15 protein-coding genes and 1 pseudogene are annotated in these 15,159 nt (G+C 68.5%); 3 read left to right on the top strand and 13 right to left on the bottom strand.

The annotated features are described in order from the left end of the window. Positions 1–77: 77 nt before the first annotated feature. Positions 78–357 (bottom strand): annotated as a pseudogene (locus ACRAKF_RS00885) (beta-xylosidase family glycoside hydrolase); the annotation flags it as partial. 56 nt (positions 358–413) lie between these two features. Next, on the bottom strand, positions 414–812 hold the full coding sequence (locus tag ACRAKF_RS00880) for a winged helix-turn-helix transcriptional regulator (protein WP_447034729.1): 399 nt from the start codon (positions 810–812) through the stop codon (positions 414–416). Positions 813–925: 113 nt separating this feature from the next. On the opposite strand from ACRAKF_RS00880, the gene ACRAKF_RS00875 reads away from it, so the two are divergent. The 3 genes from ACRAKF_RS00875 to ACRAKF_RS00865 all read left to right on the top strand — a co-directional run bounded on the left by ACRAKF_RS00875 (position 926) and on the right by ACRAKF_RS00865 (position 3,742). Continuing rightward, positions 926–1,777 carry an alpha/beta fold hydrolase gene (locus ACRAKF_RS00875; protein WP_447034728.1) on the top strand — a complete coding sequence of 284 codons (852 nt, stop codon included), beginning with the start codon at positions 926–928 and terminating at the stop codon, positions 1,775–1,777. A 202-nt stretch (positions 1,778–1,979) separates the two neighbouring features. Further along, on the top strand, positions 1,980–2,321 hold the full coding sequence (locus ACRAKF_RS00870; protein ID WP_447034727.1) for an ArsR/SmtB family transcription factor: 342 nt from the start codon (positions 1,980–1,982) through the stop codon (positions 2,319–2,321). Positions 2,322–2,332: 11 nt separating this feature from the next. After that, the gene (locus ACRAKF_RS00865) at positions 2,333–3,742 is read left to right on the top strand and encodes an alpha/beta fold hydrolase (protein ID WP_447034726.1); all 1,410 of its coding nucleotides are present in this window, start codon (positions 2,333–2,335) and stop codon (positions 3,740–3,742) included. Between the two features lie 83 nt (positions 3,743–3,825). On the opposite strand, the gene ACRAKF_RS00860 is transcribed toward ACRAKF_RS00865, so the two are convergent. The 11 genes from ACRAKF_RS00860 to ACRAKF_RS00810 all read right to left on the bottom strand — a co-directional run bounded on the left by ACRAKF_RS00860 (position 3,826) and on the right by ACRAKF_RS00810 (position 15,086). Beyond that, on the bottom strand, positions 3,826–5,193 hold the full coding sequence (locus ACRAKF_RS00860) for an FG-GAP and VCBS repeat-containing protein (RefSeq protein WP_447034725.1): 1,368 nt from the start codon (positions 5,191–5,193) through the stop codon (positions 3,826–3,828). A gap of 448 nt (positions 5,194–5,641) precedes the next feature. Then, the gene (locus ACRAKF_RS00855) at positions 5,642–7,015 is read right to left on the bottom strand and encodes a tryptophanase (RefSeq protein ID WP_447034724.1); all 1,374 of its coding nucleotides are present in this window, start codon (positions 7,013–7,015) and stop codon (positions 5,642–5,644) included. Between the two features lie 31 nt (positions 7,016–7,046). Further along, on the bottom strand, positions 7,047–8,195 hold the full coding sequence (locus tag ACRAKF_RS00850) for a tryptophan dimethylallyltransferase family protein (protein WP_447034723.1): 1,149 nt from the start codon (positions 8,193–8,195) through the stop codon (positions 7,047–7,049). A gap of 426 nt (positions 8,196–8,621) precedes the next feature. Next, positions 8,622–9,968, bottom strand: a complete 1,347-nt coding sequence (locus ACRAKF_RS00845) for a cytochrome P450 (protein ID WP_447034722.1) — start codon at positions 9,966–9,968, stop codon at positions 8,622–8,624. Next, positions 9,965–10,570, bottom strand: coding sequence for a GTP-binding protein (locus ACRAKF_RS00840; protein WP_447034721.1), 606 nt, complete (start codon positions 10,568–10,570; stop codon positions 9,965–9,967). Before ACRAKF_RS00840 ends, ACRAKF_RS00845 begins: the two co-directional genes overlap by 4 nt. Then, positions 10,545–10,934 (bottom strand): DUF742 domain-containing protein, encoded by a 390-nt coding sequence (locus tag ACRAKF_RS00835; protein ID WP_447034720.1) that lies wholly within the window; start codon positions 10,932–10,934, stop codon positions 10,545–10,547. Before ACRAKF_RS00835 ends, ACRAKF_RS00840 begins: the two co-directional genes overlap by 26 nt. After that, on the bottom strand, positions 10,931–11,329 hold the full coding sequence (locus ACRAKF_RS00830) for a roadblock/LC7 domain-containing protein (protein ID WP_447034719.1): 399 nt from the start codon (positions 11,327–11,329) through the stop codon (positions 10,931–10,933). Before ACRAKF_RS00830 ends, ACRAKF_RS00835 begins: the two co-directional genes overlap by 4 nt. Beyond that, positions 11,326–12,525, bottom strand: coding sequence for an ATP-binding protein (locus ACRAKF_RS00825; RefSeq protein ID WP_447034718.1), 1,200 nt, complete (start codon positions 12,523–12,525; stop codon positions 11,326–11,328). The genes ACRAKF_RS00830 and ACRAKF_RS00825 overlap by 4 nt, the downstream gene beginning before the upstream one ends. A gap of 481 nt (positions 12,526–13,006) precedes the next feature. Continuing rightward, positions 13,007–13,639, bottom strand: coding sequence for a DUF2461 family protein (locus ACRAKF_RS00820; RefSeq protein WP_447034717.1), 633 nt, complete (start codon positions 13,637–13,639; stop codon positions 13,007–13,009). Between the two features lie 21 nt (positions 13,640–13,660). Beyond that, on the bottom strand, positions 13,661–14,206 hold the full coding sequence (locus ACRAKF_RS00815) for a hypothetical protein (protein WP_447034716.1): 546 nt from the start codon (positions 14,204–14,206) through the stop codon (positions 13,661–13,663). Between the two features lie 4 nt (positions 14,207–14,210). Beyond that, positions 14,211–15,086, bottom strand: coding sequence for a helix-turn-helix transcriptional regulator (locus tag ACRAKF_RS00810; protein ID WP_447034715.1), 876 nt, complete (start codon positions 15,084–15,086; stop codon positions 14,211–14,213). Positions 15,087–15,159: the final 73 nt, after the last annotated feature.

Here is a 15,159-nt window from a genome sequence, read left to right as displayed (position 1 = left end):
ACAAACCGCCGGGCCTCACACAGATTTTCCAGCCGATCCATGAGCCCGTTCCGTACCCTCCGCGAAATACAGGTCGTCGGCTCGTACGTGAACCAGTCCACGTGGACGGTGCCTTGGGCGGCGCACAGGCCGATGACGCGGCCCGGGAACCCGTCGGCCACCTCGGTCGACAGGTAGCGGCCGTCGAGCGTTGCGAGTACGGCGAACGTGTCGTCGGGCTGCTCCACGCCGAAAGTGACGACGTCGGGTCCGGTACGCGCGTCGGTGCTGCTGCCGACGGCCGGTGAAGACGGCGTCCGGCTCGTCCAGGGACGCGCCGCGGGCCCGCAACGTCAGTCGGCCGGGGCGCTCCTTGGTGATGAACCAAGTCAGGACTGTCAGATCTGTCGGAGCTGTCGGATCTGTCAGGTCTGTCAGGTCTGTCGGGCCTCGGCTAGTCGGTTGCTGCGGTCGATCTCCGGCATGTGCGTCTCGGCCCAGACCCGCAAAGCGGAGAGTGGGCTTTCGAGGGACAGGCCGAGTTCGGTGAGCCGGTAGTGGACGGCGGGCGGCACCGTGGGTTCCACACGGCGCGCGACCAGGCCGTCACGGGCCAGGCTCTGTAGCGTCACAGACAGCATCTTCTGCGAGATGCCCGGGATGCGACGCCGAAGTTCCGCGAACCGGAGCTCGCCGGGATCCGTCTCGGCCAACACCTTGACCACCATCGACGTCCACTTGGTCCCGATACGGTCGAGCAACTGGCGGGTCGGGCAGCGCGGGTCCAGCAGGTCGCCGCGCTCACCGGGCTGCCGACCGAGTTCGCCGGGCATGGACGTGGTCACCTGGGGCTCACCACCTGTGGGGAAAGTGCCGTCTTGGAAGGACCAGGGTAGTTCCCTAGCGTGACGCTGTCACCATTCCTCACCGCCCCTGGAGTCCCTCCATGCCCGAACTGCGACGCATCCCCGTCAACGGTGTCGAACTCAACGTCGCTCTCGCCGGATCCGGCCCGGCGGTCCTGCTGCTGCACGGCTTTCCGCACACCTGGGAGCTATGGACGGACGTCATGGCAGGCCTGTCCGACCGCTACCGCGTCATCGCGCCTGACCTGCGCGGATTCGGTGCGAGTAGCCCGGCCGCCTCCGGGTATGACGCCGACACGCTGGCCGAGGACGCCGCGGCGCTGCTCACCGAACTCGGCGTGTCTTCTGCCGCGGTAGTGGGTATCGACGCGGGTACCCCGCCGGCCTTCCTCCTCGCCCTACGCCACCCCGGCCTCGTCCGACGCCTGGTCGTCATGGAGTCCGTGCTGGGCGGGCTGCCCGGCGCCGAGGACTTCCTTGCCGGCGGGCCGCCGTGGTGGTTCGGCTTCCATACCGCCGCGCCCGGCCTCGCCGAGACCGTACTGGAAGGCCACGAGGCCGACTACATCGACTGGTTCTTGCACGCCGGCACGCTCGGCGACGGAGTGCCCCCAGCCATCCGGGACGCCTTTGTCCACGCGTACACGGGCAGCCGCGCGTTGAGCCGCGCGTTCTCCTACTACCGGGCCCTGCCCGAAAGCGCACGGCAGATCTCGCAAGCCGTCACCACCGCCCGCCTGACGGTGCCGACGATGGCGCTGGGCGCCCAACCTGTCGGCGCTGCGCTGGAACACCAACTCCGCCCCATCGCCGACGACCTGACCGGACACGTCATCGAAGACTGTGGCCACATCATTCCTCTGCACCGGCCGAACGCCCTGCTCACGCTGTTGCATCCGTTCCTGGCCGGTGAGGACGCGATTGCGGCGTGACCGGGGCAGCCGCCGGTTCCGACGGCCCCACCGCGGGTGCTCGTTTGGTCGACTGGGTCAGAAAGGCACGTCTGAGCCGACTGACTCGGGCGCCAACATCACCCTGCTGCTGCGGTACGGGGAACGTGCCCTGTGGGTGACGGCTCGCGGTCGATCGCTACATGCACTTGAGTGTATATACAGGCTCGTGTATGTTCGCGTCGTGGTCAACAGAGTGCAGCAGCGATTGACGGCGATCTCGGAACCGAACCGGTTCCGGGTCGTCGAATTGCTCAGGGACGGCCCGCAGTCGGTAGGTGGAATCGTCGAGGCGCTGGGCCTGGGCCAGCCGCAGGTGTCCCGGCATCTACGGCTGCTCGCCGACGCGGGCGTGGTCGAGGTGACCAAACGGGCTCAGCAGCGGATCTACCGGCTGCGGCCCGAAGCGATGCGCGAACTGAGCGACTGGGTGCAGGAATTCGCCGTCCTGTGGTCGAAGAGGATGGATCGCCTCGGCTCGTTCCTCGAAGACGACGGCCGTGCACCCGACGAGGCGAACCAGTGAGGAGTTCGAGCATGCCCACAGACACTGCCGACGGCATCGTGATCGACCAGTCGAACAACACCATCCGCATCAGCCGCACCTACGCCGTCAGCGTCGACCGCGCGTGGTGGGCTTGGACCGACGCCGAGGCGATCAGCCGCTGGTGGGGTCCACAGGGCTGGGTCGCGACCGTGTACGAGATGGACGTGCGGCCGGGCGGACGCTGGCGGTTCCAGATCGCGCCGGCAGACGGATCAGCCGCCCCGGTCCGCAGCATCGCCACCTACAAGGTGGTCGTCGCCCGCGGCGAGTTGCACTACGACGACGCCTTCGCCGACGACGCGTGGCAACCCGACGGCACGGGCACTTTCCCGACCGCGGTCACCTTCGCCTCGGTCGGCACAGGCTGCACCGTCGAAGTCGCGGCGAGCTTTCCCGACGGCCGGGCGCTGCGGCGGGCGGTCGAGCTTCAGATGGCCGAGGGGTACGCCGAGGCTCTCGACCGGCTCGGTGGCCTGCTGGCTGCCGTGCCCGGCAACCACACCGATGCACCATCAACCGGCGCACCAACAACCGATGCACCAATAGCCGGTGCACCATTAACCGAAGGAGAAGCGAACGTGTCCGACCTTCCTGACGTCACCGTCACTGTCACCTCCGCCGACGGCACCACGATCGCCTACGAAAAGACCGGTTCGGGCCCTGCGGTCATCGTGATCAGCAATGTCGCCGAGGACCACACCGGGGTCGCAGGCATGGCCAAGGCGTTGTCCGAACACTTCACCGTGATCAGCTTCGACCGCCGCGGCCGCGGTGCCAGCGGTGACCCACAGCCCTACGACCCGGCCCGAGAGATCGACGACATTGCCACACTGATCGATGCCGCAGGCGGCTCTGCGGCTCTGACCAGCGGATCTGGTGGCTGCGGGCTCGCCTTGGACGCGGCCAGTGCCCTGAGCGGCAAGGTGACGGGGCTCTATCTCTATGAGCCGCCATTCATCGTCGATGACTCCCGGCCTCCGGCGCCCGCCGACTACATCGAACACCAGGATGCACTGGTCGCGGCGGGCGAGCGCAGCGAGGCCGTCGAATACTTCATGACCGAGATGATCGGTGTCCCGGCCGAGTACATCCCAGCGATGAAGCAGGACCCTTCCTGGGACACCATGGTCAAATATGCCCACACCTATGCCTATGACGGCCGGATCCTCCGCGGCCTCCAGGACGGCAAGCCGCTGCCGACCGACCGCTGGTCGATCGACGCTCCGATCGCGGTGGCCGTCGGCGGCAACGGTGAGGCATTCATACGCGAGGGCGCAAACGCGCTGGCAGCGATCCTGCCGAACGTCACCGTGCTGACTCTGCCGGACCACGATCATTCCGCGTTCTGGATGTCGCCGGAACCGGTCGCCCAGCAAGCACGCACCTTCCTGCTCGGCTGAGAAGGGCTCCGGTCGAGCCTCGGCACCGGCGCGACCGGCGAGCTTGTCGCAAGCCGAGCGCCGGTCGACCTCGTCCAGGCGAACTATTGCAAGAAGCTGTCGATGGGCGTCGCGTCATACTCCGTCGCGCCCGCCGTGGTGATGCCGCTGGGGGAGCCGGGCAGCCGCAGCGAGTCGAGGGCGCTCACATACAGGTCGGCCATTCCGTCACCGTCCGTGTCGCGCAGCCGTACCAGGCCGCCGAACTGGTCGTCGGCCATCAACGGGCCCGGCACGCCGGGGGAGTTGCGGGCGAACCACTGCGAACCGGTGCCGGACAGGCCGCTCGCCCGCCCCTTGAAGACGTGCACGCCGCCCGCGTTGCCCTTGCCGTCGATCTCCTCGTCCCGCACGCCGACCGCGAGGTCCGCGTAGCCGTCGCCGTTGACGTCGCCCGCCGAGACGGATGAGCCGAACTCGTCGTCGTTCTCCGGGGTTCCGGCGACGCCGCTCGTCGACTGGGTGAGGCGGGCGCTCCGGGACGGGCCACTGGACGAGCCGTACCAGACGCTGACGCGGCCCTTGTGCTTCGAGTAGAGGGAGGTGCCGATGGCGATGTCGCCGTAGCCGTCCTTGTCGAAGTCGGCGATGACACCGTCGCCGCCGCGCTCGGAGCTGCCGCCGTTGCCGGACTGGGACTCCAGGCGCAGGGTCTTGCCCGGGGTGAGCGAGCTCGCGCCACCCTTGATGAACCAGGCGTCCGACGCGATGTTCTCGGGGTTCACCGCGTCGCCGATGATCGCGAGGTCGGTCTTCTTGTCACCGTTGACCTTGCCGGAGATCAGGGCCGAGGCGTAGAAGGACGTCGTCTTGTCGAGCTTGGTCACGGTGCCGGTGGTGCCGGAGCGCTTGAGCGGGCCGCGGTAGACGTAGGTCATGGATTCGTTGATGACGGCCAGGTCCTGCTTGCCGTCCCCGTTGAAGTCGCCGGTCGCCAGGTCCTTGCCCATGTAGTTGTTGGCGCCGGGGTTCTTGTTCGGGAGAGTCGTGCCCTTGGACAGGCCGGAGGCGGAGCCCCACAGGATCGTCACGGCGCCCTGGTCGGCGCCGCGGGAGCCGTTCTCGCCGGTAGCAGCCACCGCGAGGTCGCCGTATCCGTCGCCGTCGAAGTCAGCGGCGGCCCGTACCTCGCCGAACATGTCGTCGGCCTCGTCGGCGCCTGGTACGCCGGTGCTCGCCTGGGTGATGCGCTGCTGTCTGGAGCCGGGCCCGGTGGCGGTCCCGAAGACCACGGTGACGCCGCCGCCCCCTCTGGAGCTGAAGCTCGAGTATGCGTAGTCGCGGTAGCCGTCGCCGTTGAAGTCGTCACCGTGCTCGGCGGGCGCGGCGCTCGCTGCCGCGGCGGGCAGGGTGAGGGGGGTGAGCCCCGCCACCACGAGGGTGGTGAGCGTGGCCGTCGTGAGGTTGCGCATGGGTGCGGGGGTTCCTTGTGATGTCGGGAGGCGGAGCGAGTGGCAGGGCGGAGACAGTGGGATCAGTCGGCGCTCTGGGTGCCGAAGCGGGGTGCGTGGACGCGTGACACGCGGGGTCGACGCAGCAGAAGACCGGCGGCGGGGCCGAAGGGTTGTACGGGGCGCGGAGTCACGTCGTATGTGATCGTTGGTTACGCCCGGCGGTGTCTTCACCAGTCACGCCCGCGTCGGCAGCGAGGCGAGGGTTACGGCTGCCCGGCAGGACTCGGTGGTCTTGCCGCAGCGCGTGGCGGTCTGCTCCCGCCGTCAGGATCGCAGGGTCCCCGGGGCGTCACGCGCCGTCGGGGTCACGCTGTTCGGGGCGGAGAGGCGGGGACGGCGCCGGCCTCTGGGGAAAGGGAGAACCGGCGCCGCAGGCCCCGCTGTTACACGATGCGTCGAGCGGGGATCAGTCGCCGGACCGCACAGGCTCCAGCTTGATGCTGAAATGGCGAAGGATCGGCGACTGGCCCACGATGCGGTAGCCGCGCACCGATTCGGGGCTCTTGGCTATGTCCGCCAGAGTGGCGGCGACATGGTCGTAGTGGCTTCGGGTGTAGACCCGCCGGGGGAGCGCAAGCCGCACCAGTTCATAGGGTGCGGTCTTGATGGAGTTGCCTTGTTCGTCCTCTTCCCCGAGGTACAGGCTGCCCAGCTCCGCCGAGCGGATGCCGCCGCGGAGGTACAGCTCACAGACCAGCGCGGTGCCCGGGTACTGATGCGGGGGGATGTGGGGCAGCAGCCGCCCGGCGTTGACGTAGAGGGCGTGGAGACCTGCCGGCTCCACGATGTCGACTCCGGCCTCGCGGATGCGTGCGGCGAGGTAGGCGGCTATGTCGGCGCGTTCGGCGAGGTAGGACGGTTCGGTGACCTCAAGAAGTCCGCGGGCCATCATCTCGAGGTCACGGCCGGCCAGGCCGCCGTAGGTGGTGAATCCCTCGGTGGCGATGAGCAGGCCCGCGCACTTCTCGGCGAGATCAGGGTCCTTCAGACCGATGAAGCCGCCGATGTGGACGATGCCGTCCTTCTTCGCGCTCATGACGCAGCCGTCCGCGAGACGGAAGGCTTCCTCGGCGACCTGGCGGGGGGTGAGGTTGGCGTAGCCGGGCTCGCGCTGGGTCACCAGCCAGGCGTTCTCCGCGAAACGCGCGGCATCCAGGATCATGGGTACGTCGTGGCGGCGGCACAGTTCGGCGGTCCGCTTCAGGTTCTCCATGCTGACCGGCTGGCCACCGCCACCATTGTTGGTGATGGTCATCAGCACGGCCGCCACGGGCGCCTGATGCGCGTTCTCCAACGCCTGCTCAAGGGCGAGCAGGTCGATGTTGCCCTTGAACGGGTAGTCGCTGTCGAGGTCCTTCGCCTCGGCGCAGGGCAGGTCGTACGCCTGGCAGCCGGTCAGTTCGACGTTGGCGCGGGTGGTGTCGAAGTGGGTGTTGGACAGCACGCTCGTGCCGGGCTTGAGCAGCGCCGAGAACAGGATGCGCTCGGCGGCGCGACCCTGGTGTGTCGGCAGGATGTGGGGGTAGCCGGTGAGCTCGGAAACGACCTCGTGCCACCGGTAGTAGCTGCGGCTGCCGGCGTAGGACTCGTCGCCGTGCATGCCCGCGGCGAGCTGGTCCGCGGAGATGGCACCGGTCCCCGAGTCGCTCAGCAGGTCGATGGTGACCTCGTCGGCACGCAGTTCGAAGGGGTTGTAGGCGACGCGCTGCAGAGCGGCCTCGCGCTCCGCTCGGGTGGTGAACGCGAGCGGCTCTACGACTTTGATGCGGTACGGCTCCACGTGACTTCCTTTTGTGCGGTGTGTGGGCTGGCTATGCGGTGTGCGGGCCGGCATGACCGGCGGCCTCGCGCCCGGAGTGCAGGGCGCTCTGGGCTCGTTGTGCGGGCAGAAGACCGACGTGCGCGTACTGCTCCTGTGGCGGCCGGGTCAAGTAGGCCTCGGAGGACAGATAGGCGGTGATGCGGGGCTGCCGGTTTCGCTCGTACACGAGAGCGAGGTAGGCGATCAGCCCCACACCGTCGGTGAGCTGACGCTGAGTGAGCGCGCGCAGGCTTCGGCTCAGGACCGTGGGGTCCATGCCGAACCGGGTCAGCAGGGCGGTTGCCCGGGCGAGGACCTCCTCGTCGTCGCGCGCGTAGTCACGGACGGGGATGTGGAGCGTGAAGCCGCTCGGGTCGCTGTCGCCTTCGGTGAAGGAATGGCAGGTGAGCGCAGACCGCCGCAGCAGCCGCGGCGTACCGTCCCCGTCCTGCCCGGAGGGCAGGGAGCCGGCGGCCGCGTGGAAGAAGTAGCGGATGTCCGCCGCCGAGGCCCCGGACGTACGGCTGAGCGCGCAGGCGTCGTCGGCCGACATGCGCGGGTGCTTCACATAGACCTTGACGCGAGGTGACTTCCAGTCGCCCAGGTCCAGTGCGAGGAACGGATAGCCCGCCGCGGGGGGAAGTTGCGCGAAGGCCTTGCCGTAGCCGAGCCGGCGCAGCGCCTCTTGCACGGTGCGTGCGGCGTGCTCGGGCCCGGCGGCGGAGGGGTTCAGATACACCTTGACGCCGGGGACCCCTCCCGCGCGCAGGTCGAGCGCGTACCACAGTGACAGTGGTCCCTCGGCCGCAGCGGGCAGGAACAGGTCCTCCATGGCGTCGAGCTGGTCGGTGGAGAAGTTCCACCGGGCGGCCATCGCGCGGATGGCGTCGAGCCCGGCGCGGCCGCTGTCACCCATGTCGTCGTGGGCCCAACCGGGCTCCACGAGAACCCGCAGTGCCGGAGCGGCGCCCGACGTACTGGCGAGGGAGAACTCGACGGGGGTGTGGTCATCGGAGAGGAAACTGGGCGACGCCGGAGGCAGGGACAACGGTCGCCGGGCGGAGCCCGCGAGGGAGTCGAGCAGGACCTGCCCGTACAGCGCGGTGTCCGCCTCGCTCAGACCCACCGTGGCGCCGAGGCGCAGCAGTTGCCCGAGCACGTGATCGCCGAGCGTTGTCCTACCGGGTTCAGCTGCCGGTATGCCGGTTGCCGGGTGGGAGGTCGCCGGGAGGGAGGTCATCGCGTACCTCGCACGTCCAGGCGCAAGAAGCGTCCGCATGGTGCGCAGGTACGGTGACGTGCTCCGCCGAGGGAGGAGACAAGGGCCGATCCGCCGCACGCGGCGGGTATTCGGCCCTGCGCCTTGTCGGGATCGCCGCACCCGCACGGGTTCTTTCTGCTGACTGTGGTGCGCCGCTGGCCCGGCCGGTTGACTGTCGAACGGGGCGCGGAGGTTGCGAGGTGCACTGCCTCTCCTTCATCTCGTGTCACTCCAGACACTCCGCGCTGTCCTACCCCTGTAAGTGATCTTTCATGCAGGCTACAACAACTGCCCGTGTCGCCTGCGTCACAGGGGGTGCGCCGGTTACTCGCCCGTCAGCCACCTCACGAAGCTGCTCCAGCGCCCCGGCTTGCCGGTGGCCTGCGGTGCCGCGGGCGTGGGCGCCACGGGAGGGTGGGCCTGGTGGCGATGGTGCGCGGCCGTCGGCTCGGGCTCGGCCGCGGGGCGCGGGGTGACCGCACCGAAGCGGACGGGCAGGCTGGCCAGGGCCCGGTTGAAGGGGCCGGGCCGCCAGGCGAGGCTGTCCGCGGGGACAGCGAGTTCAACGTCCGGCAGCGCGTTGAACAGAGCCTCCAGGCCGGTCAGGGCGATGAGCCTGGCCGGTTCCTTGGACGGGCAGGCGTGCGGTCCCGCGCTCCAGGCGAGGTGACCGCGCGTGTCCGCCCCCTGGTCCGCGAGCGCCGTGTTGGCAGCACCGAAGGACACCAGGAGCAGCTCGCCGGCGCGGACCTTGTCGCCGGCCACGTCGGTGTCGGCGACCGGGTAGTGCGGCGCGTAGTTGGACATGGGCGCGTTGCGCCACAGGGTGTCGTCGAGGGCCTTGTCGAACTGCCCGTTGCGCGCGTACTCCTCAACGGTCAGCATCGTGTAGAAGGCGTTGCCGATGAGGTTGCCTTCCGGCTCGCCGCCCGCGCCGAGGAGCAGCACCAGCGTGTGTGCCAGTTCCTCGTCGGTCAGCTGTGCCGGGTGCTGCATCAGGTAGGACGTGATGTCCTCCCCGGGCTGGGCGCGCTTGAGTGCCACCAGCTCGCTGACCGCCTGGAGCAGGACCTGGCTGGCCTGCTCGGCGTTGACGCCGTCGAACATGCCGGAGATGCCGAACAGGACCCGGTCGCCGATCTCCGCCGGGCAGCCGAAGAGTTCGTTGAAGACGTACAGGGGGAGCTGCTGCGCGTAGTCCCTGAGCAGGTCGGCGCTGCCGCGGGCGCTGAACTGGTTGATGAGGAACTGGGCGGCCTGGTTGACGATGCGGCTCAGCCGGCTGTTGCTGACCCGGGCGAGGCTCTCGGTGATGGCCTGCCGCAGCCGCACGTGCTCGGCGCCGTCGGTGAACATGCAGTTCGGCCGGTAGGCGAGCAACGGCACGACCGGACTGTCGGGGCGGATGAGGCCCTCGTTCAGCGCACGCCAGCGGCGTGAGTCCTTGCGGAAGGTGGTCGGGTCCTGCAACAGCTCAAGAGCCGCGCTGTAGTCGGTCACCAGGGTCGCCTCCACGCCGGGCGCGATGGTGACCGGTGCCGTGGGGCCGAGCTGGCGCATATAGCGGTAGTACGCGTGCGGGTTGGCAGCGAACTCCGGGGTGTCGAGGGGTATGCGCTGCCCGCTGCCGTGTGCGGGGCAGCCGGGCGGAGGTACGGGAGGGGTTGTCATGCGTGCTCCAGGGCGGCGCGCTTCTGCAGATAGCGGACCATGGTGATCAGGGCGTTGACGGACGACGCTTTGTCGCGCGCGTCGATGGTGACGACCGGGGTGTCGGGCAGCAGGTCGAGCGCCTCCCGGACTGCTTCCGGGCTGTGTACCGCGCCGCCGTCGAACTGGTTGATGGCCACGGCGAAGTCGAGACCGTAGCTCTCGACCAGATCCATGACCTCGAAACTGTCGGCCAGTCGCTCGGGGTCCACCAGGATCAGGGCGCCCAGCGCTCCGCGGGCCATGTCGTCCCACAGATTGACGAACCGCTGCTGGCCCGGTGACCCGAACAGGTACAGCACGATGCGCTCGCTGAGGGTCAGGCGACCGAAGTCCAGGGCGACGGTGGTCGTGGTCTTCCCCTGTACTCCCTTGAGGTCGTCGACGTTCTCCGAGAGGCTCGTCATCTGCTCCTCGGTGGACAGCGGCGCGATCTCCGAGAGCGAGCCGATCAAAGTGGTCTTGCCGACGGCGAAGTGCCCGACGACCAGGATTTTCACCGCTGTCTGCTGTGCGCCGCTGCGCACGTAGGCGTCCTCAGACAGAGAGAGCCTTGAGGCCATCGAGCACCTCCTGAAGCAAGGTCTTATTGGCGAGACGAGCCGAGGGCACTGGCGCACGGGTGACCAGGTAGCCCCCCTCGGCGAGGGAACTGAGCAGCACCTTGACGACACCCAGAGGGAGCTGGGCATGTGCGGCGATCTCGGCGACCGAGAGGTAGCCGGTCGAGCACATCTCCAGGATCTGCTGCTCCTCGGGCGAGAGCCGCTGGGGACGCTGCTGCTCGTCGGTGGCCGTCGTGACGAGGGTGATGAGGGCGAACGCGCCCTCGTCGGGCAGATCACGCCCGCGGGTGATGACGTACGGGCGGACTAATTCTCCGGCCTCGGACACTACTTCGAGTTCGGTACCGTCGGGGTCTGTCATGAGGTGACCGTGTCGATGCGGCGGCCGGTCGACATGGCCTTGCCCAGTCGGCTGACCAGCTGCTGCATCCGGTACGTGATGTCTCCCATGTCGACCTCGGCGGACGCTGCCACGGCGAGGTAGGAGCCACCTCCTGCGGCGTTCAGGAACACCCAGCCACCGTCGAACTCAATGAGCGTCTGGCGCCAGGACGCACCGTCGTCACCACAGAAGAATCCGACGGACCGGCTGAGCGACTGGAGTCCGCTCACGGCGGCGGCCACCTTGTCGGCGTCGTCCCGGCCGATCTCCGCTGTGCGGGACATCTGCAGGCCGTCGGCAGAGATCAGGACCGCGTGGAGGGCATGGGGGATCGCCAGCGCGTCCTCAAGCATCCAGGACAGATCGTCGCTCACGGGGCATCGAATCCTTCGTGTGAATCGGCAGGAGTGTCGCGTTCAGCGGCCGGTACCCCCGCACTTCGGCCGCTGAGAGTGCCGCGTTGAAATGCGCCCATGGCCGCCACCCGCGCCTCCGCCGACCGGGCCGGAGGCGCAGTCGCTTCGTCGGGCTGGTTGTCCGGCACGAGTGCCATGGCGCGGCGCTTGTTCTGTCGCCGGGGCAGCCCACCCTCTGTCGTGGCGGGAGCCGAACCGCTGTCCCCTGAGCCGAAGTGGGCTCCTTGCGTCGCGGTGGGCTTCGCCGGTTCCGGCATGTCCGTCAGCAGGTCCTTGGGCACCATCACCACCGCTCGGACGCCGCCGTAGGGAGAAGTGCTGTCGATGGTGACCGTGAACCCGAACCGCGCGCACAGCGCGCCGATCACCGCGAAACCGAACGCGGGAGGGTTGCCGAGTTCGGAGACGCTCACCGCGGACCCACCCGACAGAAGGGCTGTGGCGGCCGTCTTCTCCTCCTCGCTCATCCCGACACCCGCGTCGTCGATCACGATGCAGATGCCCTTGGGCACCGTCCGCACCTCGACGTCCACCATGGAGGACGGCGCTGAATAACTGGTGGCGTTGTCGAGAAGTTCTGCCACCGTCAGCGCGACCGGCTCGACGGCGCGGCTGGTCACCGCGATGTCCACCCGCGAGGCGATGTCGATGCGCTGGTAGTGCCGGATACGGCCCTGAGCTCCGCGGATCACGTCATAGATCGATGCCGCGTCCCGCTGGCGGCCGAGCCACCCGCCGCACAGCACGGCAATGGATTGCGCACGCCGGTTGAACTGCGAGTTCATGTGGTCGACGTCCAACAGGTCCCGCAACACGGCCGAATCGCCGTACTTCTTCTGCAGCCCGGAGATGGCCCGTTGCTGCTCCGCCGCGAGGCCCTGGAGGGTCTGCATCGCAGACTTCAGTACGGTATTGGTGGCGTTCTCCGCCTCTTCCTTGGCCTGTCGGACCACCTCGTCGTAGCCCCTGCGGAGCTCTTCGATGGTGGACTGGAGGACAACGCTGCTGTTCTGAAGTTCGGTCAGGTCGCTGTCCACGCTCTGCTTCTGACGGCGCAACGATTTGATCGTTTTTCGCTGGCGAACGACAACCGTGGTGGCGACAGGGACGCCGGCAGCAAGCGCCCAGACTGTCGGATCCTGCAAAATTGTCATGTGACTCTCTTTGAGCGGCTGGAGTCCAGCTCTCGGAATCTGTCCATGCGGACCCTCGGCGTGGGCAGTCTTCACCACCCGGAGAGCCCTCTGGCTGTAGTCATGCCGAGGAGAAAGCCCACATGGCATGTGCCCGAGATCGTAGCACCCGACGATCATGAAGCCCTGTCAAGTGCGCCACGCCGTTGCAGCGTTGGCGAAAAACCCACGCATGGGTCGGTGGAGAAGTTGTGGGGGCGACGTGGAGACGCGCGACAACTGGCCACGCACTGAGTCACCCGGCAGTGCGTTACCTGGCTTTCCATGACGTACGGGTATTCGTGCCTTGCAATCGTCTGCCGCGATGAGGCGCAGACCGGCAAGGCGAAGCCCATACGATAGGTGCCCGCGCAGCGCAAGATGGCTTGTTTGAGTACGACTGCGGGACGGTGAGGCTCTGTTCGACGCGGGGATCGTTGTGCCGCGCGGGGCCCTCGTGATGTCAGGCGGCGCGTTTCACGTGGCGGACCAGCCACATCAGCAGGGCGTCGAGGTCAGCGGCGGCCGAGAGGACTCGGTCGACCGCCTCGGGGGTGTGCAGCCACTCCTCGCAACCGAGGGGGCGGGCGGCGATCAGAGAGCGGTGGCGCAGCAGGTCCGTACGGGAGTGGTCTGCCGGATAGCCGCGCGGGAGGCGCTTCATCACGTCCCCGGAGATGTCGTAGCCCTTCTTCCGCACGTCCTCGACGATGACGGACAGTTCGCGGCCGCTCCCCTCGGAGGCCACGGCTCTGCGGAACATGTCCACCTGGCCGGGATCGGGGTACCACCAGGCGCCCTGGATCCGCAGGCCGTCCAGGGAGAAGCGGAGTCCGATCTCGATCTTGCGGCCGAGCCGGATCACCGCGCTCTGGTGCTGCCACCACCAGGAGTCGGTGCGGTAGTGCCAGACGGAGAAGTCCTCGTACCGGGGGTCGGTGTCCGCGACCTCGTTGAGCAGGGCGATCATCGGCTGCCGGACCAGGCGTTCGCGGTCCGCGCGGTAGCGCTCGCGGGTCGCGTGGCTCGGTTCACCCTGGAGCTGCCACAACACGTCCATGGCCTGTTCCGGCCAACCGGTGAACTGTCCGCGCATGCGCGCAGGATAGCGCCCGGGTCAGACCGCGGAGGATCCGGACCGGTTCTTCGCGATGTTCCGTATCTTCTTGCTGCTGCCTGACTCGGCGAGCAGGCCGAGCACCGCCGCCGACGTCGACTTCTCGGCGAGGACGCGCTGCATCCAGCCCGTGACCTGCGCCAACTCGGCCGGTGTCGGCACTTGTCCGTCCTCGATGGACAGGTAGAGCAGCCAGTCGTGGACGCGGCGGCGGATGAACTCGCGGTACCCCTCCGCCTTGAGCCGGTCGACCTCCGGCAGTAGTTCGGCCGACCACTGCCGGAACTCGGCAGGACCGGTCACCTGCATCGCGATCCTGTCGACGAGCGCGACCACCGCAGTCTTGGACGTGATCTCGTTGGGATCGCGCAGAATCGCGGCCACGATCGCGCGGTCCCGGTGGCGGCTGTGCGAGGCGGCGGTCACCGCGACAACGCGTTGGTACGCGGACGATCGGACGTGCTCGTCCGCGACGGCATCGTCGACGTCCACATCGACGATGCCGGCCCCCGCCAGCAACGCGGCCACATCGGAACGCAAGGTCATCGCTTCATCCCTCAGGGGCGTGTGCGGTGGTGGTACGGCCGCCTGTGACGCGCAGCAGGTCGAGCTTCCCCTCGTCGCTGCTGCCGGACGCCGTTGTGTAGGTGACCATGCGCAGATCCGCGCCCGGAACGATCAGGACGTCGCAGTCGAGCAGGATGTCGCCGATCTCCGGATGCCGGATCGTCTTGCGGTCGGTGGTGTGCTGAGCGGCGGCTGTCCGCGTGGCCCAGTGATGGGCGAAGACGTCGGATCCTGCCCGCAGCTCCTGCACCAGATGATCGAGCTGGGTGTCCGCGGGGTAGCGGGAGCCGGCGTCCTTGAGATCGGCGACGATCGATGCCTCGAAGGCGTCCTGCCCGCGCTCGGACCGCATGGGAAGCAGCGAGGCACGGGCGGCGCCGTTGCCGAAAAGGGCACGCGCGAGGTTGCGTTCGGCGGCAGGGAGCGCCGAAGGGTCTCCGTGCAGCGCGCTCCACATGGTGTTCCACCACACCAGGGACCAGTCAGCGGTGAACACCCCGATCGGGACGTCGCCCAGGCGCGCGGCCAGCCGCTGGATGCTCGGGGGCACATGGGTGCTGACCGTGCCGTCCTGCGGCGGCAGGAGCCCGGCGCTTCGGTACAACTGGTCGCGCTCGGGCCGGGAGAGCTGAAGGGCCCGAGAGAGGGCGCCGACGACCTGGGCCGAGGGATTCTTCGCGCGTGACTGCTCCAGGCGCAGGACGTAGTCGACCGAGAGCCCGGCCAACTGCGCGAGTTCCTCGCGGCGCAGGCCCGGGGCGCGACGGCCGGCCGTCGCGGTGAGGCCGGCGTCGACCGGAGAGAGACGGTCGCGCCAGGCACGCAGGAGTGCGCCGAAGGTGGAACGGGAGGCAGCCATGGACTCCATTCTCGCTGCTCTTCACCCAGGGAGCCTGGGTACTGCCAGTCCTGGTGACGGGGACGGCACTGGT

This window comes from Streptomyces sp. DSM 118878 (genome assembly GCF_052936595.1).
The sequence above is the reverse complement of the archived record's forward strand: the minus strand, read 5'-3'. Positions and strand labels throughout refer to the sequence as shown.